Annotated in this window: 19 protein-coding genes; 9 read left to right on the top strand and 10 right to left on the bottom strand. The window is 63.9% G+C overall.

Annotation, left to right across the window (positions count from 1 at the left end):
• Window positions 1–10: 10 nt before the first annotated feature.
• Window positions 11–739, bottom strand: a complete 729-nt coding sequence (locus K8P10_RS04365; RefSeq protein WP_224780582.1) for a GAP family protein — start codon at window positions 737–739, stop codon at window positions 11–13.
• Between the two features lie 193 nt (window positions 740–932).
• On the opposite strand from K8P10_RS04365, the gene K8P10_RS04360 reads away from it, so the two are divergent.
• From K8P10_RS04360 to K8P10_RS04340, 5 genes are all read left to right on the top strand, one after another.
• Window positions 933–2,600 (top strand): SulP family inorganic anion transporter, encoded by a 1,668-nt coding sequence (locus K8P10_RS04360; RefSeq protein ID WP_224780581.1) that lies wholly within the window; start codon window positions 933–935, stop codon window positions 2,598–2,600.
• Window positions 2,601–2,622: 22 nt separating this feature from the next.
• On the top strand, window positions 2,623–3,045 hold the full coding sequence (locus K8P10_RS04355) for a DUF6325 family protein (RefSeq protein WP_224780580.1): 423 nt from the start codon (window positions 2,623–2,625) through the stop codon (window positions 3,043–3,045).
• An 11-nt stretch (window positions 3,046–3,056) separates the two neighbouring features.
• On the top strand, window positions 3,057–3,416 hold the full coding sequence (locus K8P10_RS04350; protein ID WP_224780579.1) for an SHOCT domain-containing protein: 360 nt from the start codon (window positions 3,057–3,059) through the stop codon (window positions 3,414–3,416).
• A gap of 9 nt (window positions 3,417–3,425) precedes the next feature.
• Complete coding sequence (locus K8P10_RS04345; protein WP_224780578.1) at window positions 3,426–4,097, top strand: GAP family protein; 672 nt, start codon at window positions 3,426–3,428, stop codon at window positions 4,095–4,097.
• 111 nt (window positions 4,098–4,208) lie between these two features.
• The gene (locus K8P10_RS04340; RefSeq protein ID WP_224780577.1) at window positions 4,209–5,831 is read left to right on the top strand and encodes a SulP family inorganic anion transporter; all 1,623 of its coding nucleotides are present in this window, start codon (window positions 4,209–4,211) and stop codon (window positions 5,829–5,831) included.
• 21 nt (window positions 5,832–5,852) lie between these two features.
• On the opposite strand, the gene K8P10_RS04335 is transcribed toward K8P10_RS04340, so the two are convergent.
• From K8P10_RS04335 to K8P10_RS04310, 6 genes are all read right to left on the bottom strand, one after another.
• The gene (locus K8P10_RS04335; protein ID WP_224781212.1) at window positions 5,853–6,737 is read right to left on the bottom strand and encodes a formylglycine-generating enzyme family protein; all 885 of its coding nucleotides are present in this window, start codon (window positions 6,735–6,737) and stop codon (window positions 5,853–5,855) included.
• A gap of 20 nt (window positions 6,738–6,757) precedes the next feature.
• Entirely contained in the window at window positions 6,758–9,091 is a 2,334-nt protein-coding gene (locus K8P10_RS04330) for an arylsulfatase (RefSeq protein WP_224780576.1), read from the bottom strand.
• Window positions 9,092–9,206: 115 nt separating this feature from the next.
• Entirely contained in the window at window positions 9,207–10,037 is an 831-nt protein-coding gene (locus K8P10_RS04325; protein ID WP_224780575.1) for a mechanosensitive ion channel domain-containing protein, read from the bottom strand.
• A gap of 22 nt (window positions 10,038–10,059) precedes the next feature.
• On the bottom strand, window positions 10,060–10,497 hold the full coding sequence (locus K8P10_RS04320; protein ID WP_224780574.1) for a DUF6325 family protein: 438 nt from the start codon (window positions 10,495–10,497) through the stop codon (window positions 10,060–10,062).
• A gap of 8 nt (window positions 10,498–10,505) precedes the next feature.
• Complete coding sequence (locus K8P10_RS04315) at window positions 10,506–10,895, bottom strand: SHOCT domain-containing protein (RefSeq protein WP_224780573.1); 390 nt, start codon at window positions 10,893–10,895, stop codon at window positions 10,506–10,508.
• Between the two features lie 121 nt (window positions 10,896–11,016).
• Window positions 11,017–14,451 carry a hypothetical protein gene (locus K8P10_RS04310; protein WP_224780572.1) on the bottom strand — a complete coding sequence of 1,145 codons (3,435 nt, stop codon included), beginning with the start codon at window positions 14,449–14,451 and terminating at the stop codon, window positions 11,017–11,019.
• 410 nt (window positions 14,452–14,861) lie between these two features.
• Here K8P10_RS04310 and K8P10_RS04305 point away from each other — a divergent pair, with 410 nt between their 5' ends.
• A complete protein-coding gene (locus K8P10_RS04305) occupies window positions 14,862–15,107 on the top strand; it encodes a hypothetical protein (RefSeq protein WP_224780571.1) in 246 nt (81 codons plus the stop codon).
• Window positions 15,104–16,096, top strand: a complete 993-nt coding sequence (locus K8P10_RS04300) for an SRPBCC family protein (RefSeq protein WP_224780570.1) — start codon at window positions 15,104–15,106, stop codon at window positions 16,094–16,096. Before K8P10_RS04305 ends, K8P10_RS04300 begins: the two co-directional genes overlap by 4 nt.
• A 156-nt stretch (window positions 16,097–16,252) precedes the next feature.
• Here K8P10_RS04300 and K8P10_RS04295 read toward each other — a convergent pair whose 3' ends face one another.
• Together K8P10_RS04295 and K8P10_RS04290 are read right to left on the bottom strand one after the other, a co-directional pair.
• The gene (locus tag K8P10_RS04295; RefSeq protein WP_224780569.1) at window positions 16,253–16,930 is read right to left on the bottom strand and encodes a response regulator transcription factor; all 678 of its coding nucleotides are present in this window, start codon (window positions 16,928–16,930) and stop codon (window positions 16,253–16,255) included.
• Window positions 16,927–18,213 carry a sensor histidine kinase gene (locus tag K8P10_RS04290; protein WP_224780568.1) on the bottom strand — a complete coding sequence of 429 codons (1,287 nt, stop codon included), beginning with the start codon at window positions 18,211–18,213 and terminating at the stop codon, window positions 16,927–16,929. Before K8P10_RS04290 ends, K8P10_RS04295 begins: the two co-directional genes overlap by 4 nt.
• A 76-nt stretch (window positions 18,214–18,289) precedes the next feature.
• Here K8P10_RS04290 and K8P10_RS04285 point away from each other — a divergent pair, with 76 nt between their 5' ends.
• Both K8P10_RS04285 and K8P10_RS04280 read left to right on the top strand, forming a co-directional pair.
• A complete protein-coding gene (locus K8P10_RS04285) occupies window positions 18,290–18,859 on the top strand; it encodes a hypothetical protein (protein WP_224780567.1) in 570 nt (189 codons plus the stop codon).
• A 228-nt stretch (window positions 18,860–19,087) separates the two neighbouring features.
• Window positions 19,088–20,020, top strand: coding sequence for an aldo/keto reductase family oxidoreductase (locus tag K8P10_RS04280; protein WP_224780566.1), 933 nt, complete (start codon window positions 19,088–19,090; stop codon window positions 20,018–20,020).
• Between the two features lie 13 nt (window positions 20,021–20,033).
• Here the strand turns inward: K8P10_RS04280 and K8P10_RS04275 are convergent, their stop codons facing one another.
• Window positions 20,034–21,506, bottom strand: coding sequence for a sodium:alanine symporter family protein (locus tag K8P10_RS04275; RefSeq protein WP_224780565.1), 1,473 nt, complete (start codon window positions 21,504–21,506; stop codon window positions 20,034–20,036).
• Window positions 21,507–21,549: the final 43 nt, after the last annotated feature.

Genomic DNA, 21,549 nt, shown 5'->3' with positions numbered 1-21,549 from the left:
TCTCGCCAGTTCACCAGCGGCTCCCGATGAACGCTCGGTCGAGTTGCAGGAATGCGACCAGCAGCAGAAGCCCAGCACGGAGGAAACCATTGTTCCGGAGCACCCAGCCGCGCAGGGCAGTGAGCGGCCCGACTGCGCGATCGCCACCCGCGATCAACAGCATGGTGGGCACGAGGACCGGGATCGATGCCACCGCGACGAATCCGACCGCCAACCAGACTTTGTCTGGAGGAGCCAAGTCAGCGAAAGTAATATCGATCGCCGTGGCGAGGATCAACGAGAGGTTGGTCGGGTTCGCGGCGAATACCCCTGCTCCGAGGATCAACGATCGGGGCGCAGTCGAGTGCCGACTCATCCGCACGAGTCCGGGGAGCTCCGCGGTCGTATCTGCAGGAAGCTCACGACTCCTGACCACAGCGGCACGTTCCAGCAACGTCCTCGAACGCCGAAAGGTCCATATCGCCCCGCCTCCGCAGATCAGCGCGATGAGGAGGTGAACGTAGCGCAGGGCATCCGTGCCTACCGGGGATTCGTGAGCGCCAGTCAGACGCAACATCACGGTCGCGCAGACCAGGAGCGTTGCGATCGACGAGGCCCACCCGACGGAGAAGCACGCGCTGTTCCGGATTGGTCGGTCGGACAGCACGATTCCGAGAATGACGAGCACTGCGAGCGGGCTCGCCACGAGGCCGAGTACTACGGGCAAGATCCGCCAGATCACGAGAACGAGTTCATGCATGATCCGCCCATTCTTTCCGCTGCGCGACGTCCGGGTGTCCTCCACCAGTGGATCTTGAGAATCGCCGGTTCTCACCCCCGTTGCTCGCGCGCTCATCCTCGACGGGTGAGTGCCTCGGAAACTCAGCATGACCTCGGACGAGAATGAACCCGCAGGTGGGATCGATTCGCCGGCGAGTGGAGAGGAACACATTGTGCAGCGACCTCTGGCAGGGCTGACTCGAACGCGGCTCGTCACCGAGACACTTTCGGGTGTCACTCTGCTGGCGATCGCAATTCCTCTGAACATCGGGTACGCGCAGATCGCCGGCCTTCCGGCCACCGCGGGCCTGTATGCACTGGTCGTCCCCACGCTCGTCTACGCGCTTCTCGCTTCATCCCGTCAAGTCGTCGCGTCCCCTGACGCCGCAGCGGCCGCACTCGTCGCCTCCTCCATCGGCGGGTTGGCTGTCGCGGGTTCGGAGCAATACGCCACGATGGCTCTCGCTCAGGCGATTCTGTGCGGAGTCATGTTCGTCCTCTTGGCGTTCTTCAAGATGGGATTTCTCGCAAACTTCTTGTCGAAACCCATCCTGATCGGTTTCGTGGGAGGACTCGCCCTCGACATCCTCGTTTCGCAGGTCGCCAAAATGCTCGGGGTGAAGATCGAGTCCGGTGGAGAGTTCGTCGAGAAGGTTGTCGGGCTCGTGCAGGGTCTCGCTGGGGCGAACGCGTGGTCGATCGTCATCTCGGTCGGTGCAATTCTCATCCTGCTGGTCGGCCGCCGCATTCGGGCGGCCGTCCCCTGGGCGCTCATCGTGATGGTGCTCGCAACGGTCGTCACCGTCACCGCCAGGCTCGACGAGTACGGCGTGGCCGTTCTCGGTGAGGTTCCCGCGGGTCCCCCTGCTCTCACCTGGCCTGTTCTCTCCTGGCTCGAGTGGCTGGCACTTGTTCCTTCGGCGCTCGCTCTCACGATGGTGACAACCGCTGAAGGCTTGCTGGTTTCGCGCTCGTACGGAGAGAAGCGCGGCTACGCGACTCAGCCCAATCGAGACCTTTTCGCGTTCGGGGTGGCCAACATTACCGCGGGGGCACAGGGAAGCTTCGCCGTAGGATCTTCGACCAGCCGGACGGCGGCCATGGACCAGTCCGGTTCGCGCACGCAGTTTCCTTCGCTTGTGCTCGCGGCGGGAACTCTGCTGCTCCTGCTATTCGGTACCGGCTTGCTCGCCGACATCCCCTCGCCTGCAATCGGCGCGATCGTCGCAATTGCCGTGCTCCCCCTCCTCGGTGTGCGCGAGTTCGCACGGCTCTGGAGACTCGATCGATTCGAATTCGCGATCGGCGCGACCTGCTTCGCAGTGACGCTCTTCGTTGGATCGATCCCGGGCATCCTCGTAGCGTTCGTTCTCGCGCTGCTGAATATGGCTCGACGGGCGGCGACGCCTGCGATCGATGTTCTCGCATCGGACGACAACCCGCAGCAATCGCTCCTCGAGAGCGCCTCCCCTGGAGCACTCACTGCGCCGGGCGTGCTCGTCGTCAGGCTCGCAGCTCCATTGTTCTTCGCGAATGGCGTGGTGTTCTCGGACACAGTGAAACGCGCTGTCACCTCAGTGGGTAAAGATCCTCTGCGCGCCGTGATCATCGACATGGAAGCCGTGACGGACGTCGATGTGACGGCCGCGGAGTCGGTGACGGAGTTGTCGCAGTGGCTGCAACGAAGAAATATCGTTCTCTCGTTCAGCCGCCTGCGACCACGCTCAGAAGTCCGCCTCCGACGACTCGGCGTCATTCAAGACCAACAGACTTTTCCCACCAATCGGGCTGCCGTCGCCGCGTTCTCGCCTCCCGACCCCCTGCAGTCATCACATGAATAATTCACGAGAAGGAGCACGCACCATGCAATTCCGATACGGCCCCGTAGAGCTCTCGTTGATCGACTTCGCTGACGGGCCACCAGACCTCGACGTCTGGGCAGCGGTTGAAACGTTGGTCAGCGCCGGAGTGCTGCGTGTGCTCGATGCCATCTGGATCAGCAAGGACGCGCAAGGAAACATGACATTCGAAGAGGAGGTATCTGATGCCTTCCCACTTCTGCGCGAGAGTGAAGAGAGCGTAGACGGGCTCATCGGGGACGAGGACATGCAGGGTTTCTCGGAGGCCGTCGAACCCGGCTCATCCGCCCTCCTCGTTGCCTGGGAGTTGCTCTACGCCCGAGATCTCGCCGAGCGGCTCGGTTCCAGTGGCGGCACAGTGCTCAGGAGCACCCGCATCCCGGCCCCGATCGTCAATGCGCTCATCAACACCATCGAAAAGAACTGAGGAGAATGATCATGCCTATACGGAGATTCGGTCGGCCAGGCTTGCTGGGACTCGCCGCACGAACGGCGGTGGTCGCCGGAACCGCCTCGGCGGTCGCAGGGGGAATCGACAACTCGCGGCGACGCAGAAACCAGGCCGACCTCGAGCAGCAGCATTACGAGACAGCTCAACAGCAGGCACAGCAGGATTTCGCGCGCCAGGCGGATCCAGAGCCTGTAGCGGCATCCGGCGCGACAGGCGGCGACACCCGAGCGACTCAGGACCCGCCTAGCGGCATAGCCGAGCAGCTGTCCGAGCTCTCTTCGCTGTTCCAGTCGGGGGTGCTGACGCCCGACGAATTCGCCGCAGCGAAGACGAAGCTCCTCGCTTAGGGGCATCTCGTGAACGCGGCGATAGGTGAACTTCTTCCCCTCGCTCTCGGCGTGGCCATCAGTCCGATTCCCGTGATAGCCACGATCGTGCTCCTCCTCACACCTCACGCGAAACGGAGTGGCGGCGCCTTCGCGGTGGGGTGGCTGGCGGGGTGCGTGGGTACCATTCTCCTGTTCGCCGCGCTGGCGGGCACCCTTCCGCGTCTCGATGGCGCGAGCTGGATCCCCATCGTCGGCTGGGTCCAGGTGGTGCTCGGAATCGCACTCATCGTATTCGCGATACGTATCTGGCGCCATCGCCCCCGCGCGGAAGGAGCGGCGCAGCTGCCCGGGTGGATGCAGCACCTCGATCGCATGTCGGTCATCACTACGGTGGGGCTCGGCCTCCTTCTCTCGTCCATAAACCCGAAGAATCTGCTGATCGGCATCAGCGCCGGCATCGCCCTCGGCACGTCGTCTCTCACGGCGAGTGAAGCCGCCCTTGCCGTGGGAGTGTACGCGGTGATCTCCAGCTCTACCGTCGTCGCGCCAGTACTGGCGTACTTCTTCGCGTCGCGAAGACTCGCCGGTACGATGCGATCACTGAAGGAATGGCTCGCTCGTGAGAACTCGACCATCATGGCAGTGCTCCTCCTGATCATCGGGGCATCAGTTCTGGGAAGAGGTATGACGAGTGTCTGAACTCCGCACGCCCCTGCGGTGTGGCTCCGCGCAAACCGACCTCGATTCGCTATCGCTCGAGCTTCATCCTCGGTGCTGTTTCTGGACCGCACATCTCTTCGTAGGGCCGAGATGACAGTGCCACCATCCCGACCGCCGCAACGTCTACTCCTGCCAACGACCGCCGGGTATCATCGCTCATGGCTCCGGTACGACATCGTCGCTGGCCTGACGACCGGTGCAGTGGTCATTCCGCAAGCAATGGCGTACGCAAGTATCGCCAACCTGCCGGCTGAAGTCGGCATATACACCTGCATCGTCCCGATGTTGGTATACGCGGTTCTCGGTGGGTCGGCGGCCATGAGCGTTTCGACGACCTCGACGATCGCCACTTTGACCGCCACCACATTCGTCGCAGCCGGCGTCGCCCAGGGCGCAGAAGACGCTCTCGGCTCGTTGGTCACGCTCTCTCTGCTGGTGGGGCTCGTCCTCCTCGGGCTTCGGGCGCTCAGGCTGGGCGCCCTGATCGAGAACATCAACGTCGCCACGATACTGGGGGTGAAGATCGGCGTTGGCGGGACCGTCGCGGTCGCACAAATCCCCATCCTCCTTGGAGAAGACGTGAGGTCAGCGGGGGAAGGATTCTTTCGAGCCGTGCTCGCGACGGGACGTGCGCTCGAGACCGCCCATCTCCCGACAATCGCGATCAGTGTGGCTTCGATAGCGATCATCGTCTTCTGTAAACGCTACCTGCCCCGAGTTCCCGGGACGTTCCTGGTCGCCTGCGCAGGAATAGCCGTGGTGGCGTGGGCTGGAGTCGACGGCACAGGTGTCGCACTCATCGATCCCGTACCGCAAGGGCTTCCCGCTTTCACACTGCCCGATACGACTCAGTTGGTGGGGCTCTTGCCAGGCGCGCTGGCGATCGCCATCATGGCGTTTTTGGAATCGGCGACGGTCGCGCGCAGCGTTCAGGCAGCTGACGCGCCGCCCACAGATGCTGGTCGAGAGCTCCGAGCAGCAGGCGCCGCCAATTGCGCCGGGGCTTTCTTCCTGGCAATGCCCGCTGCAGGCGGCCTCTCTCAGAGTGCGGTGAATTACGCAGCAGGGGCGAAAACTCAGATCTCGTCACTGGTCACGGCAGGTTTGGCGATTCTCGCCGCGACGGCGCTGGCTCCGACAATCTCCCTGCTTCCGCAGGCGACGCTCGCGGCAATGGTGTTTGTTGCAGTTGTCGGGCTGATCGACATTCCAACGTTGATCCGCTGGGCTCGACTCAGTCCGGTTGATTTCTGGATCGCCCTTCTGGTCGCCGGTGTCGGGCTGACCGCCGGCTTGCTTCCGGCGGTGGCGGTCGGTGTGGCGTCGACGCTCCTCCTCGTGCTTCGAGAGATCAATTCCGCCCACATCGACGTCTTGGGGAAGCGAGATGGCGTTCTTGCTGTGCGTCTCGCCTACGGCCTCTACACGGCGAACGTCCGGGCGAACACTGATGCCATCCTCGGCATCATCGCAGCCGAAACTACTCCGGTGCGCATCGTCGCGATCGATGCTCATCAGCTTCGGTTCCTGAGCGTCACCGTGCTCACGAGCTTCGAGGAACTCGATCAAGAGCTGCGACGGTCAGGCGTCACCATACACCTTGCAGCGCTGCCGGAACAGGCGCGAGTGAGGGCCGTCCACAGCGAATGGTTCCTCTCACTCATTCGTCAGCAGCGCGTGCACACGAGCATTGCTTCCGTGCTCCCCGAGTGAAGCGCCGCCTTCCCGACCGCTTCACCTGGCGCAGCGAAAACCGATATGCGTGGTCGCGGTGTCCTCCGACTGGGGCGAGCGCGCGGCTGGGCGGTATCGAAGGCAGTACTCGGGTGCGCAGAGGTGCGACCCCCCCTTCAACACCCGACGCGCGTGCCGCGGATCCGGTTCTACAGCGAGCAGATTCGCTCGCCCGTTCGCACCTACTCCGCTCCACCCCGGCGGGACGTGTCGATGCGTCCACACATCCGCGGTCCACTCCCACACGTTTCCAATCATGTCGTACGCACCGTATCCGTTCGGAGGAAACAGGCCGACCGGCGAAGTCCCGACCCACCCGCCTGCACCGGAGTTCCAATAAGGGAATGCCCCTTGCCAGGTGTTCGCTTGGAGCGCTCCCTCGAGCGTGGACTCGTCACCCCAGGCGAATCGCCGACCTCTCATCCCGCCTCGAGCGGCCCACTCCCATTCGGCTTCGGTCGGCAAGCGCTTCCCCGCCCAGTCGGCGTACGTTTCCGCGTCTTCGTACGCGATGTGGACCACCGGATGATCAGCTCGCTCGCCGCTCAAGAAGGTACCGCCATACGGCCGCTTCCAACAAGCACCGGGGACCCACGTCCACCATTGACGCCACTCTCGGAGGTCGACCGGACCACGGGTCGGAGTGAATACCAGCGCACCTGGGACCAGGTCCCGCGGATCTGCACCGGGGAAATCCGACGGTCGCAGAGGTCGTTCCGCGACGGTCTGATAACCGGTCTCGGCGACGAACTGAGCGAACTGTTCGTTCGTTACGGCGTAAGCGTCCAGGGTGAAATCGGCTACTTCTCGCTCGTGCACCGGCCCCTCTTCCGGATAGAACTCCTCCGAGCCCATCAATAAGACTCCCCCGGGTATGTCGAGCATCGCAGCGTGTGCCCGCATCTCTACTCCCGGGAAAGCATCGCCGCAGCTTCCAGTTCCAGGTCGCGGTACTGTTCAGCGCTGACGTCGACCGCGACGCCCAGCAGCTTGCCTCCCGTGAATCGGAATGGACCCGAATACTGACGGCTCACAGGGTCCGCACTATCCCATCCGATGCAGAGGCCGTCTCCGCACAGTGTGAACTTGCCGATTTGCGTCCTCATCGGACCCTCGGCAACCACCTCATCATCCACGTACAGGCGCGTCACTCCGAGGGACTCACCATGTTCACCGACGGACTCTCGTTCGAACTCCACCCCCAAAGTGTGGGGGCCAGAGTCGAGTTCAGGCGATGAGAACGTCTGCTCGGGAGCAATGCCGAGAAAGTTGTAGACGTAGGTCAGCCGGTGATCTTTCACGAACAAGCTGTGCCCTCCGAACCTCGATCCGTGAGCGAAGATCACCCCCTCGGCTTCCCGGTCAAGAATCACATCGGCGATGATCTTGTACGATCGCCCGCGCACATTTACCGCGACACTCTCCGGCACCGCTGCCGTACCGGGATAGTACACATACCGTTCGCGGGGTCTCTCCGCTTGCGGGCGCTCTACCGTGATCTGGTCTCGAGCGGAACGGTCGTCAAGTGGGAGCACGAAGTTTCGCTCCGCCTCAGTGAACCAGGCACTGATGAGCTCCTCGAGTTTCTCGGGGTGTTCGCTGGCGAGATCGTGAGCCTCAGCTCGGTCTTCATCGACGTGGTAGAGCTCCCAGACGTCCGTGTCGAAACTGCCTTTCCCGCTGAGTGGAGCGTGGATCGCAGCCGCTTTCCAGCCGTCTTTCCAGATTCCGCGAGTCCCCAGCATGGAGTAGTACTGCACGTGTTTCGCTGTCGGGCCATCTGGTCGGGCGTCGAAACTGTACTTCATCGATGTGCCGTCCAACGGTCGCTGCGCGACGCCGCGGTAGTTCGCGGGCATCTCCAGACCGATGACATCGAGGATCGTTGCCACAACGTCGACGGAGTGATGGTACTGGTGCCGCAGTTCGCCCCGTGCGGCGATCCCTTTGGGCCAGTGCACAATCATGGGGTCGCACGTTCCACCCGAGAACTGCGAATACCGCTTGAACATCTGGAACGGCGTCGAGAAAGCGACGGCCCATCCAGTGGGATAGTGGTTATAGGTGTTCGGGGAGCCGAGTTCGTCGATCATCGAGAGATTCTCGGAGAATTCGTCCGGATACCCGTTGAAGAACTTGTTCTCGTTCACGGAGCCGTTCGGAGACCCTTCTCCGGAAGCTCCGTTGTCGGCGCAGTAGAAGACCAGTGTGTTCTCGAGCTGACCAGTCTCCTCGAGATAGTCGATGACCCGCCCGATCTGCGCATCCGTGTATTCCGAGAAACCGGCGAAAACCTCGGCGAAGCGCGAGAACAGTCGTCGCTCATCCGCGCTGAGTTCGCTCCACGGGCGCACTTCGTCCGCGGCATTCGCGACGTCTTCCGGCATCGGGTTCATAGGTGTGAGATCGGTTCCCTCCGGAACGATTCCGCGCTCCGTCATCCGCGCGAGAACCCACTCCCGATACGCCTCGTATCCATCGTCGAATGCACCGCGGTACTTGTCGATGTATTCCTGAGGGGCATGGTGCGGAGCATGGTTGGCTCCGGGGCAGAACCACATGTACCAGGGTTTCGACGGGTTCGAAGCCTGTTGGTCTCGGAGCATGCCCATCGCTTGGTCGGCGAGATCCTTCGAAAGATGGTAGCCATCCTCGGGAGTGCTCGGGGCCTCGATGAAGTGATTGTCCTCCACTAGGTCCGGGTACCAATTGTTCGTCTCACCGCCGAGAAACCCGTAAAACCGATCGAACCCTTGCTGCACTGGCCAGGCGGACCGATTTCCTCCTGGAGCATTGTCCTCTTCCGGAACGTTGTGGTCCTTCCCCACCCAGAAAGTTGAGTATCCGTTGTCCTGCAGAACATGGCCGATCGTGGCGCACTCCGCAGGGATGCGACCAGCGAATCCCGGGAATCCGTTCGTCCCCTCCATGATGACCCCGGTGCGATTGACGTGGTGATTCCGACCGGTCAGAAACGTTGATCGAGTGGGCGAACAGAGCGCAGTTGTGTGCCACTGCGTATAGACGAGTCCGTCCGCTGCGAGGCGGTCGAGTGTCGGCATATTGATACGTCCGCCATAGGGAGACCACGATGCCATCCCAGTATCGTCGAACAAGATAATCAGAACGTTCGGGGCCCCGTCGGGAGCGCTCTGCAGTTCGTACGGGGCCCAATCCGGAACCGAATCCCGTACATCAAGTCGAATCTCGCCCGCGAACTCACTATTGAAGTCTGACATCGCATCTCCTTCGGTCGGATGAACCACTCATCGTTGGGTACCGCCGACCGTAGCGGCAAGACCCCGGTCGGCGAACGGCCCTCACCCGCGGAGGGTGACGGTCGTTGGCACCGGGTCACACCGAGCCCGGCGGAGTCAGCGGAGGATCCGCGTGTTCACTCGTGACCACGGCAGTCAAGCCGTGAGCCTCAAGGACCTGTGACACGGTAAGCAGCACCATGGACGTGGTGACTCTCGTGCGCTCCGGGGCGTGCCAGAAGTCGACCCGCGCACCCAGACGATCAACGGAAACATACTCGAGAAGCACGCGCGGCGCGCGACTCCGGTCGAGTGCGCTGCACGAGGTCGTTGCCTCCAGTACTACTGTGAGGAGATCATCCGCGGATCGCCCGTCCCTGATCACACGAACATAGACGCTGCTCCGCCGAGCTCCCCTGGCCGACGTGTTCACCAGGGCCTCTCGGAGCAGGACCGCGTTCGGGATATGCACCCTCCGTCCGTCCGGGGTGGTCAGCACAACAGCGCGCCCATTCAGCTCATCGATGGTTCCACGCAAGGGTCCGCTCGGCCCGGCGAACTCGATCTCATCTCCCACCGCGATCGGTTTGCGAGTCTGCAGCAGCACTCCAGCCGCGAAGTTGTCCGCGATCCCCCGCAGTACGAGCACGAGAACTGCTCCGACGACCAGGAACACGGCGAGCAGCGGCTGCACATTCGCCCCGAGAAAGGCGAGTCCGATACCGAAACCCACGAGCATGATGGCGTACTGCGAGATGCGCCCCGCGAGTGTAGCTATCTCGACAGTGATACCCGGCGTGCGTTCGCCGATCGCCCGGACTCCTCGACGCGCGAGACGCGAGAGCACCCATGCCGTCAGGAGCGACGCCAGCGCGAATCCGATGTTCCACCAGTTCACCTGATCCGGTATTCGGTCAAGCGCTTCCATGTCGCTCCCTCGAGAGACGCCGTTATCGTTGCAGAACGTCCGGGACCACCGTGACCGACGGCACTCGGACACTCGCCACCAGTGCGCTCCCCTCCAGCGCCAGGCGGTCGGCGAGATCCTTCGACCACAGCACCTCGAAGACAAGCACCATGGCCACTGATCCTGATGGAAGGTAGTTCAGGAGCTCGCAGAGATCATCCTCGGACAAGATACCGAGCGCGTATGGTTCGAGATCCGCCAGCATCAGTTCATCCTGATCAACCTCGTGAATCAGTATGCTCCCGCTCGGCTCGATGCTGGCGATTACGAAATCGAGGAGTTTCACGCACCCTCGATCCTGCGGTCGCGAGACGGCCCGCAGGAGGCTGGGAGCAATGCTGGAGTCTTCCACCGCCACCACTTCGATCTCCAGCGGACCGAACGACACCCCGGTGTTCGCTGCAGCCGCCCCCAGCCCCATCGTCGCCTCTACCCCGCGAGCGCACGCGACTTGATGTGCTCGTACTCTGACTGCGAGATGGTGCCTGAAGCGAGGAGTGCGGCTGCCTTCTCGATCTGAGACGCCGGGTCGATGTGCACGACGGATCGGATGTAGTCGTCAGCTTCTCTCTTGTTCTCGCGCATCACTTCGGCGCTGCGTTCGCTCATCCCGTCGCCCCGGGCAACCAGGTAGATCAGTGCCGTCACGAAGGGGACGAAGATCAGGAACACAACCCACAGGGCTTTCGCCCAACCCCGAAGGGTGTCGTCCCTGACGATGTCGGCGAGGACGGTAAACAGCGCCATCAAATATCCGATGAAAATGGCGGCCCAGAGGAACCAGCCCACGATGGCCCATAATGACTCCCAAAACGACATGATCTCGACCCACTCTCTTGTATCTGTAACGGTTTCCCGTCTTCCCAGCGTCCCAGCGCAGATAGCTTTCGAGGCGATCACTCATCCGGGACGGGTGAAGGGACCCACCGCACTCAGGCCCCTACGAATCGCGCCGGCGTCTCGGGACCAGCAACAAGACGCTCCCGATTCCCATCAGGATCAGCGTCGCGATCACCATGGATGAGTGATCGACGCCAGTGTCGACCAGGTCCGCGTCGCGTACCGTACCCACTTCGACACTCGCCGGCGGCGACTCGACCTCATCTTCACGCGGATCCACAGCCTTCGCGGTGGCGACGTTGTACAGAGGCTCCCCGGTGAGATCTTCCGCGACCACGGTGTACGAAGCCGAGCAGTCAACCGAGTCGCCCGGCGAGAGCTCGACTTCGTCCGGACAGACAACTTCTGGAACGACTCCGTGACCTGAGAACTCCTGTTCCTCGACATGCGGGTCCCGAACGGTCACGGTGCCGAGGTTCGTCACCGTGAAGGTATACCGGACGACGTCGCCCGGTTGCGTGACGCGGGAGGGATCAGCCGACTTGACAAGCCCCAGAGCGGTGACCGGCTCCTGCAGAATCTCCACTGAAGAAGGATTCGATGAGACCGCCACTCCCTCTGGAGAGACACCTGTCGCGATCGCGGTATTCTCTATGCTGCCCGCGTCGACATCGGACTGTTCGACCTCGTATGTCGCGGTACACACGATGACCCCTGCAGGTTCAAGACCTACTGGCTCCTCCGGACACGTGATCGACGACATCTCCCCGGCACCTGAAAAACTGTCGTCGTCGACAGCGACATCGGTCAGCGGCACGTTGCCGGTGTTCGTTACCGCGAAGGAATAGGTGATCGTGTCTCCGACCGTGAGCCCATCTCGATTCGCAGTCTTCTGCAGTTCGATCATGGGGTTCTCGATCACGACTGTCGCCGTGGATTCGTTCGACACGGGTTCCTCGACACCTGGGGGTGGCGTCGCCGAGGCGACGGCCGTGTTGACCACCTCCCCCGCTTCTCGGTCCTCCTCAACAACCGAATAGTGAGCTACGCAGTCCACAGAACCTCCCGGCTCGAGCACGCCGATCGGGCACCAGACCCTGCTCAGGGTCCCCGCTCCCGAGAATTCCACTTCAGACACTCGAGGGTTCACGATCGAGACGTTCCCGGTATTCGCTACGGTAAACGTGTACCTGATCTCGTCGTCAACCGAAGCCACCGCCGGATCCGCAGTCTTCTCGAGGGAGATCGATGCGTCGCGCACAGCAGGGATCGAGACGTCACTGGGTGGACTGACTACGGGTTCTTCGCTCCCGGCGGGCAAGCCCATCGCCGTCGCGCTATTGTTCAGTGTTCCCGCATCGATATCGCGTTGTTGCACTGCGTAGGTTGCCGAGCACGTCATCGACGCACCACCGGCGAGAGACGTCTCCGGACAGATGATCTCCGTCATCTCCCCCGCACCACTGAACTCGGTCTCGTCAACGGCCACGTCGTTCAACGTGCGGTTGCCCGTGTTCGTGACGGCGAAGGAGTACGTGATCTCCTGCCCGACTTCCGAGTACGCGTCGGTTTCGGTCGACTTCTGCAGAGTGATACCGGACGAGCCGGGAATGACGACCTGAGCGCTTGCCTCCTCTGATACCGGCGCGGGCTCCACTCCCTCGGGTGGACTCGCGGTCGCCACCGCCGTATTGTCGACGACTCCGGAGTCGACGTCTGCCTGCGTCAGCTCGTACACCGCCGAGCAGTCGATGGCGGCGCCTGGGGCGAGCTCGGCAGGCTCGCTCGGACACACCACATCGGGGGTTCCGCCGGTCCCGCTGAAGAGCAGCTCGTCCACCCTGGGATCGGCGAGCGTCACGTTCCCGAGGTTCGTAATATGGAAGGCGTACTCGACCGAATCGCCCGCCGCGAACGCAGTGCTGGGCGATACGGTCTTCGCGAGTCCGATCGCGGGGACGGCAACACCAGGAATTTGCGCCGAGTCCTCATCGAGAACGGGGTCACCTCCGCCTACGGGGAGGCCTGTCGCCTGTGCTCCATTCGTGACCTGGGTTGCGTCGACGTCTTGCTGCGTCAGCGTGTAGGTTGCAGTGCATCTCATCGAGCGGTGAGCCGGCAGCGCATCGGTCGGGCACTCGATCGCCGAGACCGTACCCGATCCAGAAAACTCGAGTTCGGCCACTTCGACATCCTCCAGAGGGACGTTCCCGGTGTTCCTGACCGCGAAATGATAGGTGATCTCCTGGCCGACGACGAAGGTGTTTGGCTCGTGTGGCGTGGCGGTCTTCGTCAACGAGATGTTCGGGGCCGGTGCGGTCACTGGGGTGGAGGTCGAGGATTCGTTCGACACCACTGGATCCGTCGTCCCTGAGACCACCCCCGAGGCCGTCGCGGTATTCTCCACCGCTCCAGTGTTCTGATCATCGATGGTCACGGCATACGCCGCGTCAGCGGAACACGTGACCGTCTGACCGGGTTCGAGCACGTCTGCGGGGCATGTCACCGCACCTACCAGCGAGTCATCGATTGCCAATTGACCGATGGGCAAGTCACCGGTGTTGGTGACTTCGAACGTGTAAGAGATGCGATCACCGGTGTCAGCGATCCCGTTCCCGTTGACATCTTCTGGGGCACTCGCCTGTTTCTGGAGCAGCAGACTGGTGGGTTTGGCCTGGTTGACAATCGTGCAAGAAACGTAGTCTCCAATGCCGAGGTGCACCTGCGCGCTGAGACCGACACCTGCACCCGAGGGGAGGGTCGGGTCCCCCTCCCCATTCCGGAGGCAGGACCAATTCACGTCGTACCGTTCGAGGTCACCGCTCACCGCCCGCTCCGAAAATTCGAACGTTGCCCCTTGGTCGGTCGCGATTACGGTCTGCTCCTCGGTGGTCGCGGTCACGCCTGTCGCGCCCGTTTCCGCGTCGTAGAGCCGATTTCCCTCCTCGTCGTCAATCGCGATCTCGAACGAGTCGCCGGTAAAACGGGATTCGACCTCCTTGTTCAGTTCGATCTGGGACAGCAGCACTCCGAAACCGACGGCCTGCCGCCCGGTGCCAATCATTCGCTGACTGAACGTCTCCGGCGCATGGCTCGCCAGGATCGGGGTGCCTGACTTCGTGTTCGATGTATCCGCAGTACAGGTCACCTCTCGTGTTCCTACCCCGGTGAACCCGGAACTGCAGGCGTTGCCGATGCCTGGATCGGTCGTATCACCGGTGAGCGAGTAGATGGTGTTCGACGAGTTCCACCGAATCGACTCGCCCTCGTCAGTAGTCTCGGCATCCGCACCCACCAAAGAGAATGCGGTCGAAGTCTCCCCCGTCGGCGTTGTCAGCACGATGTCGCTGAGTTCGAGGTCCGTCGTCGTCCCCTCTCGGCTCTGGTACATCGCAGGCTGCCCCGCAACGCCGGTGTACGATCCGTTCCCGAGATACGCGGATCCGTAGGTGGGAAATGATGCCGCCTCGACCGGTCCCCCTGAGGCACGCAGCGTGAAACTCAAGGTGGAACCGCCCGGAAGTGATACGGACATCGTCTGGCCCCCCGAGCTCATCGCTTCGCCCGGATCGTAGTCTGAGAAATCAAACCAGCACAGCGTGGAGGCGTACCGTCCTGACCCTTCGGCGGCCGTTGAGCAGGTCGTTCCCGTCGCTGCGGAGGCTGGAGGTATCACCATGGTGCCCCCTGCGAACACGACAAGCAGCGCGCACAGCACGCTCATCGCTCTGATCCACCATTGCCGGGGACTCCGCCGAAGCTGTGTACGCATACATCGTCCTTTCAGGAAACGCTCAGGGGAAACTACCAAGCGAAACCGTTGATTTTGCGGCGACTCATCCCCTCTGGATGAGTCACCGCATCAGACTGCATTTCGGCTCACCGGCGCACCCCCGATACGCAACCCAGGTTGACTGAGCCAAACGAGCAACGTAGGTTGACAGCATGGAGTCTACAGACATCGCCGAGGTCGCGGCCGACACGAGCGACCCGCACGCAGGCCTGCGAGCCATTTCCTCGCTCCGCGCACTCACCGACGCCCTGGAACTCCGACAGGTGGAGGCCGGATTACGGGCAGGGATGACCTGGCAGCAGATCGCCGACGCCCTCGGCGTCACGCGGCAGGCAGCGCACAAGAAGCACGCCAGACGAGTCGACCAGACCATTCCGATCCCCCGGAGGCACGCATGAGCAAGTTCACCCAGATCGCCGAGACTTCGCACCGCCTTTCGCTCGCAGCGATGGAGGAGGCATCACGGACCGGACACAGGACCGCGGACATCGATCACCTCCTGCTCGCGCTCACGATCACCGACCAGCCGGCGGGCCAGGTCCTCCGAAGCCTCGGTATCACCCTGCACGCCACACGCGGAGCCATCGAGGACCAGCACGGGGAACAGCTCGCCGCTCTTGGCATCACTGCGAGTCCCCCACAGTCAGGGCCTATCGCCTTTCACGAATCCGGCGGGTACGAGTGGGGCGACCGTGCTCTTGCCATCATCCAGCGCGCCGGCGGACGAGGCCGACGAGGCGATGCGGGGGCCGTACTCAGGGAACTGCTCGCCGAACCCAGCGGACTCATTGAAAACGTTCTTCGCCGCCTGGACACCACGACGACCGAGGTGCTCGAGCACCTCGATGCCGCGGACCGCATCCCGGAGCACCCCGTCGGCCGCATCTCGCACCACGCACTCAGCAAGCGGACCGAGGCCTTCGTCCCCGCAGCGCCGCATGAGGTCTGGGCACTCATCTCGGATCCGGGGCGCCTCCCCGAGTGGGATGTCAGCATCGGCACCGTCGAAGGTGCGGCCACCCAGCCCCGGCAAACAGGCGGCAGCTGGGTCGCTCACTCCCCCACACATCGCCCCGACGGCAAGCCCCTGGAGGTGAAGCCAGCGATGCGACGCCGCAGCGTGCAGATCGACGCGTACGACCCCGAGGTGAGAGTCGTGTGGCGCGTCACCTACCCCGATATGGATCGCGCCAACGCGCGGGTCACCGACCTCGCGCTCGCTCCCGCCGCTGGCGGGACACAGGTGACGATCTCCTTCTCCTGGGACCGCCACCCCGATCGTCGGCGACAGCGGCTCCTCTCGTGGTGCATGCGACCGCTCACCCGTGTGGTGATGGGGATCCAGGTTGCGCAGATCGGCAGCGCCATCGGTCGCGTCTTCCGCTAGGTCTGAGCGTCAGGACACCGCGGCACCGCGCAGCACGTTGGCGTCCAGTCCATCGGCAAAGCGCTCATCGAGCGGCGCATCGGGCACGAGGAGCCGGTTGTAGCAGGCGGGTGAACGGCCAGGTCCTGTTCGCGAACGGCGACACCGCCTGACCGGTCACCCGGGTGGCGGGATCCGCTCTCCGAGTCGCGCGAGTTCGATGCGCGACGCGGTGCCGGTCTTCGCGTACAGCGATCCGACGTGCGTCTTCACGGTCGTGAGTCCGAGGTGCAGCCGTTCCGCGATACCCGGATTGGAGAGGCCCGCGGTCACGAGGTCGAGTACCTGAGCCTCACGAGGCGTGAGACGGGACCTGTCGAATCCGGACTCCCCCGCGGATTCCGGTGGACCCCCGCCCGACGCGTTCAGTTTGGCGATGATGCCGCCGGCGACCGCCGGGTCGATGACGTGGCGGCGCTCGGCGATGTGATGCACAGCGCGGATGAGATCGGGCCCCCGTGTGCTCTTCAGCAGGTACCCGCTCGCTCCGGCGGCGAGCGCCCGAGCGATGAGGTCGTCGGAGTCGTAGGTGGTGAGCACGAGCACCCGGGTCGCCGTCTCGGCGGTGATGCGCTCGGTGGCCCAGATTCCGTCGGTTCCAGGCATGCGGAGATCGACGAGCACGACGGACGGCCGCTCGTGCACGCACAGCGCGAGCGCCTCGAATCCGTTCTCCGCCTCTCCGACGACCTCGATACGCGGGTCAGTGGCGAGGATCGCGGCAACACCGCTGCGCACGGCCTCGTGGTCGTCCGCGATGACGACCCTCACCCGGTCTGGCTCCGACGCGTTCACGGGCGACTCCCTGGCTGCTGCATCGTGTGCCGCTGCCTCGTGTCCCGCTGCTCTGTTCCGCTCGCCGAGGCCGGCGACTCCTCCAGCGGCACCGTCACTCTCGCGCACCACGCATCCCCTTCCGGGTCGGCTCGAGATTCGAGTCGCCCTCCGCACCCGGCGAGCAGCAGACCCGCTCCGGTCACGCCGATGCCCCGATCCGGAACTGCCGGGTGAGCCCCTGCGCACGCGTTCCTCACCGTCGCCTCGAACAGGTCGGGCGTCACCGCTGCGTCGATGGTGATGTCGCCGCGGCCGTGCTTGACGGCGTTCGCGACGAGTTCGCGGAGCACGCGCAGGATCACGGCCGACCACTCGGGCGCCCAGCCCCGCATCGCCTGCCCGACTGCGTCTCGGGACCCTGAGCGCCACTCGAGGGTCCGCTCTCCCGGAGGAAGGGCCCCCAATTCCTCCAGCGCGGTCTCGGCCTCAACAGCATTGCCCTCCTCGAGATCGTCGACGGTGGTGAGGACCGTGATCAACCGCCGCAGTTGCCGGTGGGCGGTTTCGGCGCCTTCGCCCGCCCGATCCAGACTCGCGAGTGCCTCGGGCGATTCGATCGCCGCCTGCTCGATCCGCATCCGCGCCGCCTCGACGTGCAGTCCCGCCACTGCGATCTGGTTCGACACCAGGTCGTGCAGGTCGTGGGCGATGCGCTGACGCATCTCGCGCGTCGCGCTGGCGTGCTGCGCGGCGAGCTGCGCCCGGGTGCGCAAGCGCTCGGTCCGCACGTTCCAGCCCCACATGCCTGCCACCGCAATGATGAGCGCCCACTGCACCGCCAGCAGGGGAACGGCGGACCCCCACGGTCTGAGCAGCAGACCGGCACCGGTCGCGGCGGCAAGACCGGCGGCGGTCCACATGGCGATGCGGACCCCGCGGTCGCTCCCGTACTTCACGGCGCAGTACACCAGGTCGAAGCACACGAGCATCACGCCGAGGCTGCCGCCGAAGAGCACGTCGAGCACGACGATCGGAGTGCCGAGCGCGAGCGCCGTGAACGGCCGAGTCGATCGCTGTGTCGCGATCGCGACCATACCGAGCAGGGTCAAGAGGAACACGAAGCCGGAGCTGTGGAACACGGCGACCTGCGACCAGAGACGGATCGCCCCGAACTGGAGCAGCGCCAGGCCGAGCAGCAGATGGATCACGGCCACCAGCGCGTCCCGGGTGCGGGGTCGCGCGTTCAGCTCATCCCAGCGACGCCCCATCATGGCTCCATCCTGCCCCATGGCGCGCGGCACCGCCTCCTCCGATCGAACGAGAAGATCGGGCCTGGGGCACGAGGCGCACGAAGCCCCGGAACGGGAGGCTCGATGCATGAACATCATCGTGATCGGCATCATCGCCTGCGAGATCGGCTTCTGGGTAGTGCTCGGACTCGGACTCGCCGCCCGCTATCTGCTCCGCCTCCGCCGCACCTCCACGGTGCTGCTGCTGTGCGTCCCGATCCTCGACGTCGCACTGCTCTCCCTGATCGCGTGGGATCTGCTCGCGAGCGACGCCGTCGCCGACTTCAGCCACGGGCTCGGAGCGGTGTACCTCGGATTCACGATCGCGTTCGGGCATCAGATCATCACCCGGGTCGACGCCTGGTTTGCCCATCGGTTCGCGGACGGTCCGGAACCCTGGCGTCCACCGAAGACGGGTCCCGCCTACGTCCGTTACGAGTGGCAGCAGTGGGCGCGCATGCTGCTGTGCGCCGTCATCGCGACGGCCGTGCTGGGCGGCATCACGCTGCTCGTCGGCGATGCGGACCGCACCGCCGAACTGCTCGGCTGGATCGCCAGGGTGTGGCTCGTGACCGGCATCTGGCTGCTCGGGTGGCCGGTGTGGGCGACGGCGAAGCACGCGGGATCGCCCGCCGAGACAGCGGACCAGCGCCCGTAACGGCGGGTTCCTGTACCGCGGAGGGACACCGCCGAACCCCAGGCTTCATGCTCCGCTCGCTACCCTCCCGAGAGCTTCCAACCGATCCGCTTTCCACCCATGACTCTCCCTTTCCGTGCGACGAGGATACAACGCATACGACACTGTTATGGCGACTATTCTCGCCATACAAGATTCACGCGCATCATCGTCGGCGCGGATCGGTCGCCCGCAACTAGAGTGGGGCGCATGCGGACTCTCACCCTCCCCGGCCTCGAGCAGGCCGTCTCGAACGTCGTGCTCGGCCTCATGCGCATCCAGGAGAAATCGGACGACGAGGTGCGCCGGCTCGTGGGCACGGCTCGCGACGCCGGGGTCACGTTCCTCGACCACGCCGATATCTACGGGTCGACCCTGCACGGCTGCGAGCGCCGGTTCGGGGAAGCGCTCCGGCTGACGCCATCGGATCGGGAGCAGTGGACGATCCAGTCCAAGACCGGCATCGTGAAGGACGGCCCGTACTTCGACTTCTCGTACGCGCACATCATGGAGTCCGTGCACGGGTCGCTCGAGGCGCTCGGCACCGACTATCTCGACATCCTGCTGCTGCACCGGCCCGATGCGCTCGTCGAACCCGACGAGGTCGCACGCGCCTTCGACGAGCTGTCAGCAGCCGGCAAGGTCCGGGCGTTCGGCGTCTCCAATCACACGCCGCGTCAGATCGACCTGCTCCGCACGAGCGTCACCCAGCCGATCGTCGCCAACCAAATGCAGTTGTCGATCACGCACGCGCCGATGATCGCCCAGGGCGTCGCCGCGAACATGGAGGGGCTCGACCAGGCCATCGTGCGCGACGACGGCATCGTCGACTACTGCCGCCTCAACGGCATCACGATCCAGGCCTGGTCGCCGTTCCAATCGAAGTTCTTCGACGGTCCATTCCTGGGGTCCGATCGCTACCCCGAGCTGAACGCCGTGATCGACCGCCTCGCCGCGCAGTACGATGTGCCCGCGGAGGCGATCGCGGTCGCGTGGATCACCCGCCACCCGGCCCAGATGCAGGTGGTACTCGGCACCACCACGCCGGAGCGCGTGACTGCTGCGGCGCTCGGATCCGACCTGCCACTCACCCGCGCCGAGTGGTACGAGCTCTTCCGCGCTGCCGGGTACACGGTGCCGTGATTCCGGAGGCGGATTAGCGCCGGAGCGAGTCCCTTTCAGAAATGTCGATCGGACCGGTCACGGAGAGCTCGCTCTCCCACATCTCGACATTCTTGAGATCAGGCAAACGGTCGCGGGTGAACACCGGATCCCGCCCCTCGCGTCGCTGCTGCATGTAGTCCTTCAGCAAGCGGAAGGCCACTCCCGAGAGCAGCGCGATGGCGATGAGGTTGATGAGCGCCATGATACCCATTGCCCCGTCGGCGAAGTTCCACACCACGTCTGCCGACACGACCGAGCCGGCAAGCACCGCCACGATGGTGAACAGGCGATACCCGAGCAGCACGCCGGATCGCATGGTGATGAACTCGATATTGGTCTGCCCGTAGTAGTAGTTGCCGAGAATCGAGCTGAACGCGAGCAGGAAGATGATGACCGTGAGCAGAACATTCGACCACCCGCCGAGCGTGCCGACGATCGCCCCCTGCGTGAGCACGATCCCCTGCTCAGCATTGGACAGATCCGGCACCGACACCAGCACGATGAACGCTGTGATCGAGCACACGAGGAACGTATCGAAGTAGACGCCGAGCGTTTGCACGAGACCCTGCTTGACCGGATGCGTGACGGCCGCACTCGCGCCTGCGTTAGGGGCTGAACCGAGGCCGGCTTCGTTGGAGAACATGCCGCGCTTCACGCCGGTCAGGATGATGTAGCCGAGCGCAGCGCCCACGATCTCGTTCGGTCCGAATGCCTGAGTGAAGATCGCGGCGAACACGTCGGGGATCCGGTCGATGTGCAGCGCCACGATGACCAGCCCGAGGAGCAGGTACAGCAATGCCATGAGCGGCACGAGGGTCTGCGTCACCGATGCGATGCGCCGCACACCCCCGAAGATCACGAGGCCCATGAGTACCGCGAGCGTCACACCGACGGTCCAGGGCAGCCAGCCGCTCGTGTCTTCGCTGAAGCTTCCTGCCACGGTCGCCTGGATGGTGTTGGCCTGCAGCGAGCTGAAGGCGATCGGGAAGCAAACGATGAGGACGACCGCGAAGAGGATACCCATCCACCGAGCACCGAGACCGCGCTGCATGTAATAGGCGGGACCGCCTCGGAACCCGTCCTTATCTCGAGTCTTGTAGAGCTGAGCCAGTGAGGATTCGATGAAACTCGAGGCTCCGCCGACGAAGGCCATGAGCCACATCCAGAACACTGCGCCGGGGCCACCCATGGCGATGGCGGTGCCTACGCCGGCAATGTTGCCCACTCCGACGCGGGATGCAGCCGAAATGGTGAACGCTTGGAACGCGGAGACCGACTGCGGCTCCCCGGATTCATCCCTGGGAGTCTTATCGCGGAGCGTGCGGAACATCTCCGGGATCAGCCGGAACTGCACCACCCCCGATCGCACGGTGAAGTACAGGCCCAGACCGATCACTACGGGGAGCACGATCCACGACCAGTACCGGTCGCCCCAGGTGAGCAGCCACTCGTTCACAACATCCATAGCTGACAGTATGCACTGGAATCGGGTCACGACCAGATCGACG

This window comes from Leucobacter sp. Psy1, from assembly GCF_020096995.1.
Lineage (GTDB): Bacteria > Actinomycetota > Actinomycetes > Actinomycetales > Microbacteriaceae > Leucobacter.
The sequence above is the reverse complement of the archived record's forward strand: the minus strand, read 5'-3'. Positions and strand labels throughout refer to the sequence as shown.

Bases quoted from the DNA above. Each gene is read 5' to 3' on its own strand.
- K8P10_RS04280 (WP_224780566.1), top strand. From the start codon at position 19,088: ATGCGGACTCTCACCCTCCCCGGCCTCGAGCAGGCCGTCTCGAACGTC.
- K8P10_RS04275 (WP_224780565.1), bottom strand. From the start codon at position 21,506: ATGGATGTTGTGAACGAGTGGCTGCTCACCTGGGGCGACCGGTACTGG.
- K8P10_RS04335 (WP_224781212.1), bottom strand. From the start codon at position 6,737: ATGCTCGACATACCCGGGGGAGTCTTATTGATGGGCTCGGAGGAGTTC.
- K8P10_RS04350 (WP_224780579.1), top strand. From the start codon at position 3,057: ATGCCTATACGGAGATTCGGTCGGCCAGGCTTGCTGGGACTCGCCGCA.
- K8P10_RS04365 (WP_224780582.1), bottom strand. From the start codon at position 739: ATGCATGAACTCGTTCTCGTGATCTGGCGGATCTTGCCCGTAGTACTC.
- K8P10_RS04285 (WP_224780567.1), top strand. From the start codon at position 18,290: ATGAACATCATCGTGATCGGCATCATCGCCTGCGAGATCGGCTTCTGG.
- K8P10_RS04320 (WP_224780574.1), bottom strand. From the start codon at position 10,497: ATGGGGCTGGGGGCGGCTGCAGCGAACACCGGGGTGTCGTTCGGTCCG.
- K8P10_RS04300 (WP_224780570.1), top strand. From the start codon at position 15,104: ATGAGCAAGTTCACCCAGATCGCCGAGACTTCGCACCGCCTTTCGCTC.
- K8P10_RS04330 (WP_224780576.1), bottom strand. From the start codon at position 9,091: ATGTCAGACTTCAATAGTGAGTTCGCGGGCGAGATTCGACTTGATGTA.
- K8P10_RS04315 (WP_224780573.1), bottom strand. From the start codon at position 10,895: ATGTCGTTTTGGGAGTCATTATGGGCCATCGTGGGCTGGTTCCTCTGG.
- K8P10_RS04340 (WP_224780577.1), top strand. From the start codon at position 4,209: ATGACAGTGCCACCATCCCGACCGCCGCAACGTCTACTCCTGCCAACG.
- K8P10_RS04310 (WP_224780572.1), bottom strand. From the start codon at position 14,451: ATGTCCGTATCACTTCCGGGCGGTTCCACCTTGAGTTTCACGCTGCGT.
- K8P10_RS04355 (WP_224780580.1), top strand. From the start codon at position 2,623: ATGCAATTCCGATACGGCCCCGTAGAGCTCTCGTTGATCGACTTCGCT.
- K8P10_RS04325 (WP_224780575.1), bottom strand. From the start codon at position 10,037: ATGGAAGCGCTTGACCGAATACCGGATCAGGTGAACTGGTGGAACATC.
- K8P10_RS04305 (WP_224780571.1), top strand. From the start codon at position 14,862: ATGGAGTCTACAGACATCGCCGAGGTCGCGGCCGACACGAGCGACCCG.